The sequence below is a fragment of the Aeromonas sp. DNP9 genome (genome assembly GCF_001728955.1).
Classification (GTDB): Bacteria; Pseudomonadota; Gammaproteobacteria; order Enterobacterales; family Aeromonadaceae; genus Aeromonas; species Aeromonas veronii.
Genome location: NZ_LYSQ01000002.1, coordinates 24,720 through 39,820 on the forward strand (window position 1 = coordinate 24,720; position 15,101 = coordinate 39,820).

The window sequence follows — 15,101 nt, forward strand, 5'->3', positions numbered from 1 at the left end:
AGATCCCTTACAGCGTTTTTTCGAGCTCTTTATAGGAAAGCACGCGAACCTGGTGGCCGGAGACCAGCACCAGCGATACCGGTTTGACTGGTGGCACATCGCTCCGTGCCTCCATCTGGCAAACAACGCCGGTCGGCGAGTCGGTGCAGTGCACATGGAGCCACTCGAAATGGAGATAGCTGGCGACAAACGCCACCAGCACAGCCAGTAGCAGATTGACGTATATCAGGCCCCTTGCCAACATTGGCCGCCCGATACCGCTGAGAAAGGCAAGTTTGGCGCGCTCACCAAAAGAACGGGGAGCAGCAGGCTCTTTGATGACCTCGTGGTCGGAGCTTGGTGATGTCGACGGTGGCGGTGCAGCCGCTGCAGGCGTGGGCTCACTCATCGGCTCGGGCAAGGGCTCACTCTCTGTTGGCAGTGCCTTGCCGTAATAGCTCTTCATCTTGCAGTTAAGATGCAGGGAGTACCCTTTTTTCGGGGTACTTCTGATATCCAGCGTCTGGGGAGATGAGGTGAAGTGGCGACGAATATTGGCGATGGCCACGTTCAGGGAGTTGGGGCTGATGGGGCGACCCAACCAGCCGATTTCGAGCAACAGATCCTTGTCGCACACCTCGTCATGGTGATCGAGCAGATAGCTGAAAATGAGGCTCTCTGCGGATGACAAGCGCACCACCCGGGCGCTTTGCAAGTTGTCCTTGTCGGCACAGAAGATCAACTCTCGCCTTTTGACATCAAAGACATAATCACCGAAGTGATAGGCTGATATGTTATTGCCTGGCGCAACCCCCGTCATACCAACCACCTGTTATTTGCATTCATCATGAAGAAGATGGGATTCCACACCTGATAAAGCCAGATGGCGGCTCAGGACTCGCTGTAATTAAACGAAATTCTAAAGGGTCGGGATCAGCGGTACAATAGATGCAGGCAGGCATGAGCGGGGAAAATGAAAATATGCGTCCAGCGCTGTCGGACAGCGTATCGGGCAGAGCATGATGCTGCGAGTTTCGCCTATAGCGGTCATGCCAATCTCAGCTGAACAGTGACATGGGCATGACGAAAAGCGCTGCAGGACAAGGCCCCTTGCCCCTCACAACATCTCGCCGCGCCTCAAAATAATGGGAACCCGCCTGCCCCGCAGGATGATCCAACGGGGCGAAGTGAACTGACTAGACCCGAAACTGCTTGAGCAGGGTGTCGAGCTGGGCCGACAGCTGCCGCAGATCACTGCTGGCCTCGGCAACCTGTGCCACTCTGGCTGCACTCTCGCTGTTGAGCGTCGCAATCCGGTTGACGCTGTGGCTGACCGCCTCCGCCACCGAGTGTTGTTCTTCCGATGCCTGGGCGATATACATGTTCATCTCGCGGATCAGGCTGACCTGATTTTTAATCTTCTCCACCGATGTCTGCACATCTGCCGCCTCGATTCCGGCGCGGGATGCCTTCTCCTGACTCTGTTGCATTCCGGCCCCGACATTCTGGGTCGCTTGCTGCAACCGTTTGATACTGGCACTGATCTCCTCCGTCGACTGGCGAGTACGGCCCGACAAGGTGCGTACCTCATCCGCCACCACCGCAAAACCGCGCCCCTGGTCACCCGCCCGCGCCGCCTCGATGGCCGCGTTGAGGGCAAGCAAATTGGTCTGCTCGGCAATGCCGTTGATCACCTCGATGATGGTGCCAATACTGCTGCTCTCGGTCGAAAGGGTGCGCATCAGGGTGGCGACTCGCTCCACCTCCCCCACCAATTGATGGATGGCCTCATTGGCATGGCCCGCCAGATTGTAACCCTGCTCCACATAGAGGTTGGCCTCATCGGTAGCGCCAGAGGTTTTCACCGCGTTACCAGCCACTTCCTGCACTGCCTGACTCATTTCGGTAATGGCAGTAGCGACCTGATCCAGCTCGGATTGCTGGGCGTCACTGCCTACCCGGGTATCTGCCGAGAGGGAGTCACAGAGTTCGGCGGTTTGCAACACACCGGCAGAGAGCTCGTTGATCTCCGCCACCATCTCCTGCAACTTGGCAATAAAGTGGTTGATGTTGGTGGCCAGCGCGCCCATCTCATCCTGACGGCTGATCTTCAGACGCCGGGTCAGATCCCCCTCTCCTTTGGCCAGATCAAACACCGCCTGATTCATCTGATGGAGCGGCCTGAGCACATTGCGATGAATCAGCACCATCAGCAGCGCGATGATGCAGAGATCGAGCACAAGGATCTGCCAGACGGTGGTGATCAACTGCTGGCGCAGTTGGGCCTGAATGGCGGCATCACTGGTTTGCACCAGCAATCGGGCCACGGTGTTTTTCTGGCCACTGTCGTCATAGACCAGATCATATCCCCCATAGGCAGCGGTATCGGCAGGCATGGCTGTCACGGGGGCAATGCTCCCCGCCATGTCACGGGCAAACCCGGCCACCAGCTTGTCCTTGTTGACCACCAGCAAAGCACTCAGGATATCGGCCGCCAGCTCGGACTTGAGTGATGCCTCGATGAAAGCCGATTCATAATTCCACAGCGGGCCGGGCAGGGAGAGCTGCAGCCGGCCGATGGCCTGTTCGACCAGCGCACTCTGTTTGCTGTAGCTCTCCGCCTTGACGGCGTGGTAGTTGTAACCGCCAAACAACACCAGTAGCAGACTCACCGACAGGGAGGTCAACACGGCAATCCTGAACGTCAGACTTTTCCAATCCATGGTTTCCTCCCGGTTTTACGGCAGCCGGCGCAGTGCCATTAAGCGGCACTTGCTATTGGTACTGTTACTGGTACTTGGCATTGATCTTGTCGATGGTGCCATCCGCCTTCATGGCAGCGAGGATCTCGTTGAGCTTGGTGATGAGCTCATCGGGCGTGTCCTTGTTAAACGCCAAGCTCATCTGGGTTTCCTTGAACACGAAGACCGGCTTGGGTGAGGCCACCTTCTCCTTGCTGGCCAGATAGGGGGCCAGATACTGGCCGGTAGCCCAGAGATCGATGCGGCCCGCCTCCAGTTTCTTCACGTTGGCGGTATCGTTGGCAGCCAGCTGCAACTTGGCAAATCCCTGGGCCTTGAGATATTCGGCGGCCGCATCGCCGTTATAGCCACCCACCGAATACTGCTTGGCATCTTCCAGCGACTTGACCGTGATATTGGCGGTCGAGCTGGAGAAGAACACCCAGTTGTTATTGACCAGCGGCCCGACCCACTTGAACAGCGCTTCCCGCTCCGGAGTGCGGGTCGTGGAGTAGAGGGCGGTATTGGGAGTACCTAGGGTATCTTCGTACGCCCGTTTCCAGGGCATCAGGGTCAGCTTGTATTCGACTCCAGCACGCTTGAACAGCTCTTCGACCACCTCAGTCGACAGCCCGACAATCTTGCCCCCCTCACCCTGCATGTTGAATGGCGGGTAATCCTCGGTCATCACGTTCAGTGGCGCAGCCTGAACAGCGCTTATCGCCATCATGGAAGAGACTGAAAAAATTGCACTTTTCCACAGCAGTTGATAGTTCATTGCAACCTCGCTTTGCTTGCCATTCATCCCTGAACATCCGCCGTTACCGATGGCGGTGCACGTCTGACCCACTGGGGTCATGCCGGCTTTCACGGCTCGCCGCCCACCCATGTGCAGCAGCAAACAGATCCGGATTTTGCCTGTGCGCAACGAAACGCAACCGGCGAGGGAGGCTCACAACAAATCGAGGAGGAAACATGCCAGGGCAGCATGAGGGGAATGCGGAGTGGGGCGGATAAGCCTCTGCCATACAACAGCGCCGTGGCAAAGAAAAAGCGCATCGTTTTATGACAGGGGTCTGGGAGAGAAATGATAGAAAACGCCAACATCCATTTTCCCATACTGCTCGAGGAGACCTCAGAGCCAAACCTGTCCTTTAGCTAAGGTCACGAAAAGAGATACGTCAAATGAGAATGCTAACCCCCTCATCTGCTTCCAAATTAGATTCCAGATGAGCTCCGTCGAACCGAAAAATGGCGCTAGATACCCGAAAAACAGAAGGCCACCGCGAGGTGGCCTTCTCCAAATCAACAATGAACGTCTGGTGGAACTCAATCCTTGGCCGCGTCCATCACCCCCTCTTCGGAGTGCGCAGGCAGGATCAGGTTGAGCAGGATGGCGGCAACAGAGGCCAGGCCAACGCCGGCCAGCGCGAAGTCGCCAATCTTCATCTCCAGCGCACCGACACCGACGGTCAGAGTCACGGCGACGATGGCGATATTGCGTGACAGCCCCAGATCCACCTTGGATTCCACCAGCGTCTTGAGACCGATGGCAGCGATGGATCCGAACAGCAGCAGCATGATACCGCCCATCACCGGCATCGGGATGGAGGTGAGCAGCGCATTGAACTTGCCGAAGAAGGCCAGAATGATGGCAAACACCGCAGCCCAGGTCATGGTGACCGGATTGAAGTTGCGGGTGATCATCACGGCACCGGTCACTTCGGCGTAGGTGGTCACGGGTGGGCCACCGATGAAACCGGCGAAGCAGACGCCGATGCCGTCACCGGCGAGCGTACGGTGCAAACCTGGCTCCTTGGTGTAATCCTTACCAGTCACGCCACCAATCGCCAACACGCCACCGATATGCTCGATACAGGGGGCGATGGCTACCGGCAACATGAACAACGCAGCAGCCCAGTTGATCTCCGGAGTTTCGAAGTGGGGCAGCGCCAGCCAGGGGGCGTTCACCATGCCATCGAAACTCACCTGGCCCATGAAGACCGCCGAGACATAACCGGCAATCACGCCGCACAGGATGGGGATCAGCTTGATCCACCCCTTGCAGAACACAGCTGCAATCAGGGTGACCGCCAGCGAGATACCGGCCAGCGTCAGCGCAGTCCCCGCAGGTACTACCTGCTCACTACCGGCACGGCCCATCGCCATGTTGCAGGCAACCTGCGCCACAGAAAGACCGATGACCATGATCACCGGGCCAATCACCACGGGCGGCAGCAATTTGTGCACAAAGCCCATCCCTTTTGCCCGGATCAGCGCAGCCAGAATGAAATACATGAAACCGGCGGCAAACAGGCCAAACATGGTGGATGGCAATCCCCAGGTCTGGGTGGCGTAGATGATGGGAGCGATGAAGGCAAAGCTGGAACCGAGGAAAATCGGTACCTGGCGGCGGGTGCAGAGCTGGAACAACAGGGTGCCCACACCGGCGCCAAGCAGGGCCATGGAGGGGTTCAGTCCGGTGAGCAGGGGCACCAGAACCATGGCACCGAAGGCGACAAACAGGATTTGCAGCCCGGCGACACTTTGCTTGACTAAGGAAAACATGGATGTCCTTAATTTTTTGATAACTGATGGGGATATTTATCACTTTTCAGTTATCACAAGACTTTTTCAAGGCGCGAAATGAACACAAATGCGTCACTTGTTACCTTTTACTGCTTGGGAAGGGCATGAAACTGGCTTTTTAGGCGGGATTCGTTGCTACAAGCATCGAGTATGCGATTTTACGCATTATTGTGACGAACGCCAATCGTTTTTCCATCATGTTTATTGTGTTCATGGTCAAAAATGCCGCCACCAAGGGGCGCTCTATAATGGATCCTGTGAATCAAGATGGACAAGGAGTCCCCATGTCACAGCCCCCATTCAAGGCCAGCCAGCGCAGATTGCTGATCGGCTCGGCCATCGCTCTCGCCCTGTTTGCGAACCCGTTCAGTTATGATTTCGCCCACAATGAGTGGCAAATGAATCAGGCCTATGCCAAGTCCTGCTTTATCGCCGGCACTCGCATCACGATGGCCGATGGCTCCACCCGCCCCATAGAGACGCTCCGGGTCGGTGAACGGGTGCGGGATCAGCACGGCGGCAGTAACCGGATCCTGGCGATCGAACGGGTCATACTGGGCAAGCGCAGACTCTACGGGATCAATGATCTGCCCCCATTCTTTACCGCAGAGCACCCTCTGCTGACCACGCGGGGCTGGGCAGCCATCTCACCGGCCATGACCCGAACAGAAAACCCGCAACTGGCGGTGCTGCCGCTATTTACCGGCATGCAGATAATGTGTCGCCCGGCACCTGCCATGGTGACGGGCAATCTGGCCCTGCAACCCCAGCTGGAATTACTGCTGGTTGAGTCACTCTGCTGGATCGAGGCATCTCCCACTACCGCGCTCTTCAATCTGCTGCTCGATGGCAGCCACAGCTACATCGCCAATGAGCTGATCGTTCACAACAAAGATGGCGATGGTGGCAGTGGGGGCAGCAGTGGTGGTGGCGACAGCGGTGGAGGCAGCAACAGCGGCGGAGGCAGCAACAGCGGCGGAGACAGCAACAGCGGCGGAGGCAGCAACAGCGGCGGTGGCAGCGACAGCGATGGGGGCAGCAACAGCGGCGGTGGCAGCGACAGCGATGGGGGCAGCGATGACCGTGGCGGCCAGGGCGAGCATGCCGGCGGAGAGCTGCATGGTGGAGGTGAACGGCATGCTGGTGGAGAAAAACATGCAGGGGGAGAACGCCATGGGGGTGGCCGCGGGTTTGGCAATGGCGTTGATGACAACGGCGTGGATGCCGTCGATGCCAATGGCAACAAGCTCAGAGGTGACGGCACGGTCGATGACAACGGTGTGGATGCTGTCGATGCCAACGGCAACAAGCTCAGGGGTGATGGAACCATTGATGACAACGGTGTGGATGCCGTCGACGCCAACGGCAACAAACTCAGAGGCGATGGCACGGTCGATGATCGCCAGCAAGTGCTTACCGATGAGCAGGAACGGACGCTGCTCAACGACGGCTTTCGCCAACAGGGGCTACCATGATGCGTTATCTGCTAACACTCCTCCTGCTCGGCCTCGCTGGCTGCGCCATAGTCGATACCCAGCCGCTTTACCATCAAATGGATAAGGCAGATGTTCAACTGGCCAATCAGGCACTCGCCAAGGCGCTGGAAACCCGCACCAAAGGGCAGAGCCTCACCTGGTTCAATCCGGCTAACCGTCACTCGGGTAGCGTCACCCCGCTGCGCACCTTCCGCCATACCAACGGAGAGTGGTGTCGCGACTATCGCGAGCAACTCTATATCGGTAAGGCCAGTCAGCAGTGGCAGGATACCGCCTGCCGCAATCAGGAAGGGCGCTGGCGGCCATTACGCACTTAACGCGTGCCACAGGCAATAAACGAAAGGGGGTAGCAGTGCTACCCCCTTGTCATCTTGGCCGACCCGTTATCAGGGTAGTGGGTACGCGGTTATACCCGACGATAGGGCAGGTAAACCGGCTCCCACATGTGGTTGAGGATATGCTGCTGCAGATCCTGACCGATCAGCGGGTGGGAGGGATCCCGGCGCACGATATCCTTGAGCACGGCGGTCGCCACATGCACCGAGATGCTGCGCAGCTCGCGAATGCGGGGATAGACGGCCCCTTTCGCCAGATCCACCTCACTCACGCACTCGGCCAGCGCAAAGGCAGCAGTAGTGAAGACATCGGGCGTGATCTCGCGGATCTGGCTGACAATGGCCGCCAGACCTACCCCGGGGAAGATAAAGACGTTATTGCCCTGCCCGACCCGAAACTCCTGCCCCTCGTAGCTCACATCCTTGAACGGGCTGCCAGTCGCAACAATGGCTTTGCCATTGCTCCAACGGTAGATATCTTCCGGCAGCGCTTCACAGTTGGCGGTCGGGTTGGAGAGCGGGAACACCATGGGGCGCTCGCAATGCTGCAGCATCAGCTGGATATGCTCTTCCTGGAAGGCACCGCCCGAGCCGCTGGTACCCAGCAACACGGTAATGGGCACATGACGCAGCACATCGGCCAGATTGGCCTTGCCGGGCACCTCGGTATCCCAACCCGCCAGCAGTAACCCCGGTTTGGCGTAGCGACGCTTGTACTCGTCGAGCCCGTCCCGGTTGTCGCACACCAGCCCCTGGGTATCCAGAATGTAGATGCGATCGCGGGCCGCCTGCGGATCCATCCCCTCGCGGATCATCCCCGCGCAGATCTGATCCGCGACGCCAACCCCACCGGCGCCAGCGCCATAGACCAGATAGTTCTGCTGGCCCAGGGTCTCCCCCTTGACCTTGACCGCGCCTATGATACCGGCCAGCACCACGGCACCGGTGCCCTGAATATCATCGTTGAATGACGGCAGTGACTGCTGGTAGCGGGCCAGATTGTTGAAGGCATTGGATTTGCTGAAGTCTTCCCACTGCAGCACGGCGTTGGGGAAGTGGCGCTTGACCCCCTGCACGAACTTGTCGATGAACTCTTCATACTCCTTGCCGCGAATGCGCTTGTGGGGGCGGCCCAGATACATGGGGTCATCGAGCAGTTTCTGATTGTCGGTGCCCACATCCAGCGCGATGGGCATGCAGCAGGCGGGGTGAATACCGGCCCCAAGGGTATAGAGCGCCAGCTTGCCGATGGGGATGCCCATGCCACCTACACCCTGGTCGCCGATCCCCAGAATGCCCTGGCTGTCGGTGACGACTATGATGCGGATCGACTTGGCATCGAAGTGACGGGCCTGACTGCCCATGTCATCCACGTTGTCCGGGGTGATGTAGAGGCCGCGCGGCTTCTGGAAGCGGTGGCTGAACTCCTGACACGCCTTGCCCACAGTCGGGGTATAGATGTAGGGAGTCATCTCCTCTACATGGCGTGACAACAGGGCATAGAAGAGAGTCTCGTTGCGATCCTGCAGGGCACGCAGGTTCTGGTACTTCTCGATATCGCTGCAAGCGCTCTTGAACCCCTCATACACTCGCTCGAGCTGGGCTTCAAAAGTTTGCACCTGAGGCGGCAGCAAACCATCGAGATCAAAATCGGCCCGCTCCTGTTCGGTGAAGGCCGTGCCCTTGTTGAGGTATCGATTGTTAAGCAGATCAGTGCCGGTCAGTGCAACGGGGCGAAAATCCTGTCCCTGTGCATCTTTCCACAGCAGATATTGTCCGGTAGCCATAGTCATTCTCTTTGATTTACGTGAAATTGCCGTTCGGCAGGAGAGCAAGACTCATAATGAAATCAATCATATGACGTTTACTCGATCGGTTTTGTGAGCTTGGGCATACCCTGCGGCCAAAATAGGCGCCCGGCGGCCCCGGCGAGACAAATTTCCACGGCAAGGAATGAGACTCATGTTAGCATTGCGGGCAACCCAGCCCCTTTCACCGCATCACAGCCGGGAGTGATCTGATGCCCTCACCTCTGCCAGCCTGCGCCCCCTTCTTCCTGCCATGCGCCTGATCCCGCTGCTTGCTCTGTGGTTGTTTCTGACCTGCCAGTCGGCTCTCGCCGCACCGGGTCGGGTGCTCAACATCATCGTGGGTGAATGGCCCCCTTTTGTCTCCGAGCAATCAAAACAGCACGGGCCAGTGGCCCACCTCATCAGCGATCTGTTCAAGGAGGCGGGCTATGAGGTGAAGTTCCACTTCGCCCCCTGGGGCCGGGTCTATTCGCTGGCGGCCAACAGCCAGCTCTACGACGCCACCGCCGTCTGGATGCACAAACCGGAGCGGGAGCAGGATTTTCTGTTCAGCGAAGCGGTGCTGCAGGAGCAGTTTGTCTTCTTCTCCCTCAAATCACGGCAGCTGCGGGCCGAGCGCCTTGAGCAGATCATCGGCATGCGGTTGGGGGGCGATATCGCCTATAGCTACGGGCCCGAGCTGGACAAGATGGTGGCCGATGGCAAGGTAACCCAACAGAAAGTCACCGACGTGAAACAGAATTTCGGCAAGCTGCTACGCGGGCGGATTGACCTCTATCCGCAAGAGCTGCGAGTCGGTCTGGCCGAGTTGCAGAGCCAGTTCGACCCCGCCAGCGCGGCACTCTTCACCCACAGTCAGACCCCTTTTCTGCGCAACGACAGCTTCGTGATGTTCCCGCGCAAGATGCCGGATTCAGCCAAACTGCGAGATCAGTTCAATCAGCAGTTGCAGCAGACCATCGCCAGCGGACGTTATCAGCGCTACTTCGAGCGACTGGCCCGGGGTGAATATTGACCTTGGAGAGGCAAAAACAGAGAGGATAAAACAACGGTGGCGGCCCTTTGTGGCCGCCACCTCTGTGATGCTTGTCAGCTGCAGGCATTAGCCGCTGATGCCCACCTCCAGCTTGAACGGCGTCTTGGCCTTGCTGCTCTCAGCCGCCCCCATCTGGTAGACCCGAATGGTATAAGTGCCCTTGGCGGGCAGGGTCGCCTCAAAGTTGTTCCCGTCACGAGAGCCAACAAAGATCGCCTCCCCCTTGCTGCCCGGCGGCAGAATATTGAAGTAGGGCTTGCCGGTCAGGATCACCACCATGCTCTGGCCCTTGTTGGCCGTCAGCTTGTAATCGAGGGTCTGGCTACCCTGAATGGTGCCGTTGATAGTCGCCCCTGATTCCCCCTTCTTGAACTGCACCTGCTGGGTCTTGATCCCGTCAGCCGCCTGCGCCACGCCCGCAATACCACCGAAGAGTGCAGATGCACATACCGCTGCCAGCCATGCTTTTCTCATCATTTGTCATCCCTTGTGTGAATGGAACCCCTGTTACTGTTGCTCAAGGTGGCCCAAAAAACCATCGCCGTTTGCGGCATCGCTCAATCAATTTGCCATCACATTTGACCCGCCATCAAAAGGGGCGCCGCAGCGCCCCTTCTCTTTACTCTTTGTCGACGATCAGCTTGATTTGCCCGCCTTGGGCTCATCAAGGGTGTGTTTCACCTCTTCATACCAGAGGTCGTGGTGCTCCTTGGCCCAGGTCTCGTCCACCTCGCCGGTCACCATCCCCTCCAGCGCCCCTTCCAGCTGGAACAGACCCATGTAGATATGGAAGATAAAGCCGCAGATAAGGATCAAGGCGCCTACGATATGGATAAAGCTGGCCCACTCCATCTGGCGGCGCAGCTGGCCGAAGATGGGGAAGTCGAGGAACAGCCCGGTCGCCACCACAATGCCGCCAAACCAGATCAGCAACCAGAAGATCGCCTTCTCGCCGCCGTTGGAGAAGCCTGCCGAAGGGTGACTCCCCTTGTGCTTGCCGAGCATGCCACCAAACTTCATGAACCACTGCACATCCACCATGTTGACGATGTTGTGGCGGAACCACTTGATGAGTACCCCCATCAGGCAGAGGAAGAAGAGCGGCCCCACGTAGTTGTGGAACACCTTGGCGAACCAGATCCAGTTCTCCCACACCCCGAGGCTCACCACCGGCTTGATGAAGTACTTGCCGTAGATGATGGCCAGCCCCGACCCGGAGAGGGTCAGGAACATGGCCGCCGTGGTCCAGTGCAGCGCCCGATCCAGCCGACTCCAGCGCTTGAGCTTGCGCCCGGTGCGCGGTTTGGAGAGCTTGGTTTGCCCCACCACCAGGTACATCAGACCGCACATGGCCAAGGATCCGAAGATGGCGATGGCACCGAGCGGCGACACCCACTTGGTCTTCACCTCGAACCAGAGCTGGCCCGGCACCGAGATCAGTACCCCGTGCTCCGGCGAGCGGGAGGTGGTCACCCCCTCCTGCCCATCCTTCACCGCCCGCCAGTAATCGGCGCCGGCAAAGCCAACCGCCTCTTTCTCGGCATCGGCGAAACTTGCGGTACTCACCAGCAGCAGGGCAGCAAACAGGGCCATTAGCCAGGTTTTCATGCTGCCCCTCCCTTGCCCGCCTTGCTGGCATCGTGAAACAGCTCATCGCCATTACCCCAAGCCGCATCCTTGGCGCCGCGATAGGCAACCCGCTCACGGAAAATATCGGAGATCACCTGCGCATCCCCTGCCAACAGCGCCTTGGTAGAGCAGAGCTCGGCACACATGGGCAGCTTGCCCTCGGCGATGCGGTTGGCACCGTACTTCTGGCGCTCCGCCTCACTGTGATCCTCCTCCGGGCCACCGGCGCAGAAGGTGCACTTGTCCATCTTGCCCCGATCGCCAAAGGCGGCAGTTTTCGGGAATTGGGGGGCACCGAACGGGCAGGCAAACAGGCAGTAGCCGCAACCGATGCAGAGATCCTTGTTATGCAGCACTATGCCGTCGTCGGTGTGATAGAAGCAGTCGGCCGGGCAGACCGCCATGCAGGGGGCATCGGTGCAGTGCATGCAGGCGACCGAGATGGAGGTCTCCCCCGGCAGGCCGTCGTTGAGGGTCACCACCCGGCGGCGCTGGATGCCCCACTCGAGGGCATCGTCGTTCTCGTTCTTGCACGCCGTCACACAGCCGTTGCACTCGATGCAACGCTTGGTGTCACACATGAATTTCATTCTGGCCATGGGATCAGGCTCCTACTTTGCGAAAACGGCACAGGGTGACCTTGGTCTCCTGCATCTGGGTGACCGGGTCATAACCATAGGTGGTGACTATGTTGACCGACTCCCCCAGCACATAGGGGTCAGACCCTTCCGGATATTTGGATCGCAGATCCTTGCCCTCGAAGTGGCCGCCGAAGTGGAACGGCATAAAGGCGAGCCCCGGCTTGACCCGCGGGGTCACCAGCGCCTTCACCTTGACCCGGCCTCCTTCCGGCCCCTCGACCCACACATCCTGACCGTCGCGCACGCCGACATCGTTGGCATCCGCCGGGTTCATCTCGACAAACATCTCCTGCTGCAACTCGGCCAGCCAGGGGTTGGAGCGGGTCTCGTCGCCGCCCCCCTCGTACTCCACCAGACGGCCGGAGGTGAGGATGATGGGGAACTCCTTGCTGACATCCTTCTCCTGCACCGAGGCATACTGGGTCGGCAAGCGCCACAGACTCTTCGAATCAGGCCAGGTGGCGTAGTCGGCCAGCAAGTCGCGGCGCGGGGTATAGAGCGGCTCGCGGTGCTTGGGCACCTGATCCGGGAAAGTCCACACCACGCAGCGCGCCTTGGCGTTGCCGTAGGGCACGAAGCCGTGCTTGATGGCCACCCGCTGGATGCCGCCGGAGAGGTCAGTCTTCCAGTTCTTGCCCTCGGCCTCTTTCTTCTCGGCCTCGGTCAGCTCATCCCACCAGCCGAGCTGCTTCATCAAGTCGGCAGTGATCTCGGGATAGCCGTCTTCCACCTCACTCCCCTTCGGCCAGGAGTCTTCGGCGAGCAGCGAGACGCCCTGATACTCGATGCCGAAGCGGGCGCGGAAACCACCGCCCCCTTCCGACACCGGAATGCTGGTGTCGTAGAGGATGTGGCTGCCGGGGTGTTTCATCTCAGGGGTGCCCCAGCAGGGCCACGGCAGACCGTACACTTCGCCACTGACCGGGCCGCCCTCGGCCTTGAGGTTGGTCTTGTGGAAGGTGTGCCAGTTCTGCTGGTGCGCCTTGAGCCGCTCCGGGCTCTGGCCGGTGTAGCCCACGCTCCACATGCCGCGGTTGTATTCGCGGGTGATGTCTTCCAGCAGTGGCTGGTTATTCTCCACCTTGATGTGCTTGAACAGCTGGTCGGCAAAACCTAGCTTCTTGCTCAGCAGATACATGATCTCGTGGTCGACCTTGGATTCGAACAGGGGTTCTATCACCTTGTCGCGCCACTGCATGGAGCGGTTGGTGGCGGTCACGGAACCATAGGTCTCGAACTGGGTGGTGGCCGGCAGCAGGTAGACGCCGTCGGTGCGATCGTTCATGACGGCAGCGACTGTGGGGTACGGGTCGACAATCACCATCATGTCGAGCTTTTGCATCGCCTTCTTCATTTCCGGGCCGCGGGTCTGGGAGTTGACCGCATGGCCCCAGTAGAACATGGCGCGGATATTGGAGCCCTGCTCGATGAGATCAGCGTTCTCCAGCACACCATCCACCCAGCGGGAGACCGGAATGCCGTTGTTGTTCATCGGCAACTTGCCGTTGTAGGCCTTGTTGTCGAAGCGCGCCTTGATCCACTCGTAATCGACATCCCACACCCGGGCCCAGTGCTTCCAGGAGCCCTCTTCCAGCCCGTAGTAGCCGGGCAGAGAGTCGGAGGTGACGCCAAAGTCGGTGGCCCCCTGCACGTTGTCGTGACCGCGGAAGATGTTGGTGCCCGCTCCGCTCTTGCCCACGTTGCCGAGGGCCAGTTCGAGGATGCAGTAGGCACGGGTGTTGTTGTTGCCGGTGGTGTGCTGGGTACCGCCCATGCACCAGACCACGCAGCCGGGGCGGTTGTCGGCCAGCAGTTTGGCAGCGCCATAGACCTGCTGCTCGTTGAGGCCGGTCACCCGCTCTACTTCGGCCGGAGTCCAGCGCGCCACCTCTTTTTGCACCTCGTCCATGCCATAGACGCGGGTGCGGATGAACTCCTTGTCTTCCCAGCCGTTCTTGAAGATGTGCCAGAGCATGCCCCAGATAAAGGCGACGTCGGTGCCCGGACGCAGGGAGAGGTACATGTCCGCCTTGGCGGCGGTACGGGTGCGGCGCGGGTCGACCACCAGGATCTTGCAGCCGTTGCGCTCTTTCGCCAGCAGGATGTGCTGCATGGCGACCGGGTGGGCCTCCGCCGGGTTGGAGCCGATAAACATGATCGACTTGCTGTTGTGCATGTCGTTCAGGCTGTTGGTCATGGCACCGTAGCCCCAGGTGTTGGCGACGCCAGCGACCGTGGTGGAGTGGCAGATGCGCGCCTGATGATCCACGTTGTTGGTGCCCCACAAGGACGCCATCTTGCGAAACAGGTAGGCCTGCTCGTTGGAGTGCTTGGCGGAGCCGAGCCAGTAGACGCTGTCGGGGCCGGACTCCTTGCGCAGGCGCAGCACTTCGTTGCCCACCTCTTCGATGGCCTGATCCCAGCTGATGCGCTGCCACTTGCCGCCCACCAGCTTCATCGGGTACTTGAGGCGACGCTCACCGTGGCCGTGCTCGCGCAGGGCCGCCCCCTTGGCGCAGTGACCGCCAAGGTTGAAGGGGTGATCAAAGGCCGGCTCCTGACCGGTCCAGACGCCGTTTTGCACCTCGGCATAGACGCCGCAGCCCACCGAGCAGTGGGAACAGATGGTGCGCTTCACCTCGACCGGCACCTCGGCCGCCACGGTTTTGGCCTCGGCCCGCTGCATCATGGCTGGCGCCAGCCAACCGGCGGCCACGGCGCCACCGGCCACCAGACCTGAGTTGACCATAAAGGCGCGGCGGGTCAGCCCCTGACCGCGAATGGCCTGATTGCCCTGCTCGCCCACTTGGGGCTGCTCGGCACGTTTTGTCAGTTTCATGAGTT

At 59.5% G+C, this 15,101-nt stretch carries 12 protein-coding genes; 3 read left to right on the forward strand and 9 right to left on the reverse strand.

Annotated elements, in window-relative coordinates; genetic code table 11:
* Positions 1 to 7: 7 nt before the first annotated feature.
* The 4 genes from A9G06_RS01170 to A9G06_RS01185 all read right to left on the reverse strand — a co-directional run bounded on the left by A9G06_RS01170 (position 8) and on the right by A9G06_RS01185 (position 5,288).
* Positions 8 to 721, reverse strand: a complete 714-nt coding sequence (locus A9G06_RS01170) for a winged helix-turn-helix domain-containing protein (protein ID WP_253182299.1) — start codon at positions 719 to 721, stop codon at positions 8 to 10.
* 454 nt (positions 722 to 1,175) lie between these two features.
* A complete protein-coding gene (locus A9G06_RS01175; RefSeq protein WP_069554018.1) occupies positions 1,176 to 2,702 on the reverse strand; it encodes a methyl-accepting chemotaxis protein in 1,527 nt (508 codons plus the stop codon).
* Between the two features lie 64 nt (positions 2,703 to 2,766).
* Positions 2,767 to 3,498, reverse strand: coding sequence for an ABC transporter substrate-binding protein (locus A9G06_RS01180; RefSeq protein WP_005334783.1), 732 nt, complete (start codon positions 3,496 to 3,498; stop codon positions 2,767 to 2,769).
* Between the two features lie 551 nt (positions 3,499 to 4,049).
* The gene (locus A9G06_RS01185; protein ID WP_040065362.1) at positions 4,050 to 5,288 is read right to left on the reverse strand and encodes a uracil-xanthine permease family protein; all 1,239 of its coding nucleotides are present in this window, start codon (positions 5,286 to 5,288) and stop codon (positions 4,050 to 4,052) included.
* A gap of 305 nt (positions 5,289 to 5,593) precedes the next feature.
* Here A9G06_RS01185 and A9G06_RS01190 point away from each other — a divergent pair, with 305 nt between their 5' ends.
* Together A9G06_RS01190 and A9G06_RS01195 are read left to right on the forward strand one after the other, a co-directional pair.
* The gene (locus A9G06_RS01190) at positions 5,594 to 6,784 is read left to right on the forward strand and encodes a hypothetical protein (protein ID WP_069554019.1); all 1,191 of its coding nucleotides are present in this window, start codon (positions 5,594 to 5,596) and stop codon (positions 6,782 to 6,784) included.
* Positions 6,781 to 7,122 carry an RT0821/Lpp0805 family surface protein gene (locus tag A9G06_RS01195; protein WP_069554020.1) on the forward strand — a complete coding sequence of 114 codons (342 nt, stop codon included), beginning with the start codon at positions 6,781 to 6,783 and terminating at the stop codon, positions 7,120 to 7,122. Before A9G06_RS01190 ends, A9G06_RS01195 begins: the two co-directional genes overlap by 4 nt.
* A gap of 89 nt (positions 7,123 to 7,211) precedes the next feature.
* Here the strand turns inward: A9G06_RS01195 and A9G06_RS01200 are convergent, their stop codons facing one another.
* Positions 7,212 to 8,927: an NAD-dependent malic enzyme gene (locus A9G06_RS01200; RefSeq protein WP_069554021.1), complete on the reverse strand. Its 1,716-nt coding sequence runs from the start codon at positions 8,925 to 8,927 to the stop codon at positions 7,212 to 7,214.
* Between the two features lie 274 nt (positions 8,928 to 9,201).
* Here A9G06_RS01200 and A9G06_RS01205 point away from each other — a divergent pair, with 274 nt between their 5' ends.
* Positions 9,202 to 9,966 (forward strand): ABC transporter substrate-binding protein, encoded by a 765-nt coding sequence (locus A9G06_RS01205; RefSeq protein ID WP_069554022.1) that lies wholly within the window; start codon positions 9,202 to 9,204, stop codon positions 9,964 to 9,966.
* A gap of 87 nt (positions 9,967 to 10,053) precedes the next feature.
* On the opposite strand, the gene A9G06_RS01210 is transcribed toward A9G06_RS01205, so the two are convergent.
* The 4 genes from A9G06_RS01210 to A9G06_RS01225 form a co-directional block, all read right to left on the reverse strand.
* On the reverse strand, positions 10,054 to 10,464 hold the full coding sequence (locus A9G06_RS01210; protein ID WP_227274116.1) for a DNA breaking-rejoining protein: 411 nt from the start codon (positions 10,462 to 10,464) through the stop codon (positions 10,054 to 10,056).
* Positions 10,465 to 10,623: 159 nt separating this feature from the next.
* Positions 10,624 to 11,595, reverse strand: a complete 972-nt coding sequence (locus tag A9G06_RS01215) for a formate dehydrogenase subunit gamma (protein WP_005334792.1) — start codon at positions 11,593 to 11,595, stop codon at positions 10,624 to 10,626.
* The gene (gene fdh3B, locus A9G06_RS01220) at positions 11,592 to 12,215 is read right to left on the reverse strand and encodes a formate dehydrogenase FDH3 subunit beta (RefSeq protein WP_042020245.1); all 624 of its coding nucleotides are present in this window, start codon (positions 12,213 to 12,215) and stop codon (positions 11,592 to 11,594) included. Before fdh3B ends, A9G06_RS01215 begins: the two co-directional genes overlap by 4 nt.
* Before the next feature lie 4 nt (positions 12,216 to 12,219).
* Complete coding sequence (locus tag A9G06_RS01225; RefSeq protein ID WP_069554023.1) at positions 12,220 to 15,096, reverse strand: formate dehydrogenase subunit alpha; 2,877 nt, start codon at positions 15,094 to 15,096, stop codon at positions 12,220 to 12,222.
* Positions 15,097 to 15,101 lie beyond the last annotated feature (5 nt).

Bases quoted from the DNA above. Each gene is read 5' to 3' on its own strand.
- A9G06_RS01205 (WP_069554022.1), top strand. From the start codon at position 9,202: ATGCGCCTGATCCCGCTGCTTGCTCTGTGGTTGTTTCTGACCTGCCAG.
- A9G06_RS01210 (WP_227274116.1), bottom strand. From the start codon at position 10,464: ATGATGAGAAAAGCATGGCTGGCAGCGGTATGTGCATCTGCACTCTTC.
- A9G06_RS01180 (WP_005334783.1), bottom strand. From the start codon at position 3,498: ATGAACTATCAACTGCTGTGGAAAAGTGCAATTTTTTCAGTCTCTTCC.
- fdh3B (WP_042020245.1), bottom strand. From the start codon at position 12,215: ATGGCCAGAATGAAATTCATGTGTGACACCAAGCGTTGCATCGAGTGC.
- A9G06_RS01185 (WP_040065362.1), bottom strand. From the start codon at position 5,288: ATGTTTTCCTTAGTCAAGCAAAGTGTCGCCGGGCTGCAAATCCTGTTT.
- A9G06_RS01195 (WP_069554020.1), top strand. From the start codon at position 6,781: ATGATGCGTTATCTGCTAACACTCCTCCTGCTCGGCCTCGCTGGCTGC.
- A9G06_RS01225 (WP_069554023.1), bottom strand. From the start codon at position 15,096: ATGAAACTGACAAAACGTGCCGAGCAGCCCCAAGTGGGCGAGCAGGGC.
- A9G06_RS01190 (WP_069554019.1), top strand. From the start codon at position 5,594: ATGTCACAGCCCCCATTCAAGGCCAGCCAGCGCAGATTGCTGATCGGC.
- A9G06_RS01200 (WP_069554021.1), bottom strand. From the start codon at position 8,927: ATGGCTACCGGACAATATCTGCTGTGGAAAGATGCACAGGGACAGGAT.
- A9G06_RS01175 (WP_069554018.1), bottom strand. From the start codon at position 2,702: ATGGATTGGAAAAGTCTGACGTTCAGGATTGCCGTGTTGACCTCCCTG.
- A9G06_RS01215 (WP_005334792.1), bottom strand. From the start codon at position 11,595: ATGAAAACCTGGCTAATGGCCCTGTTTGCTGCCCTGCTGCTGGTGAGT.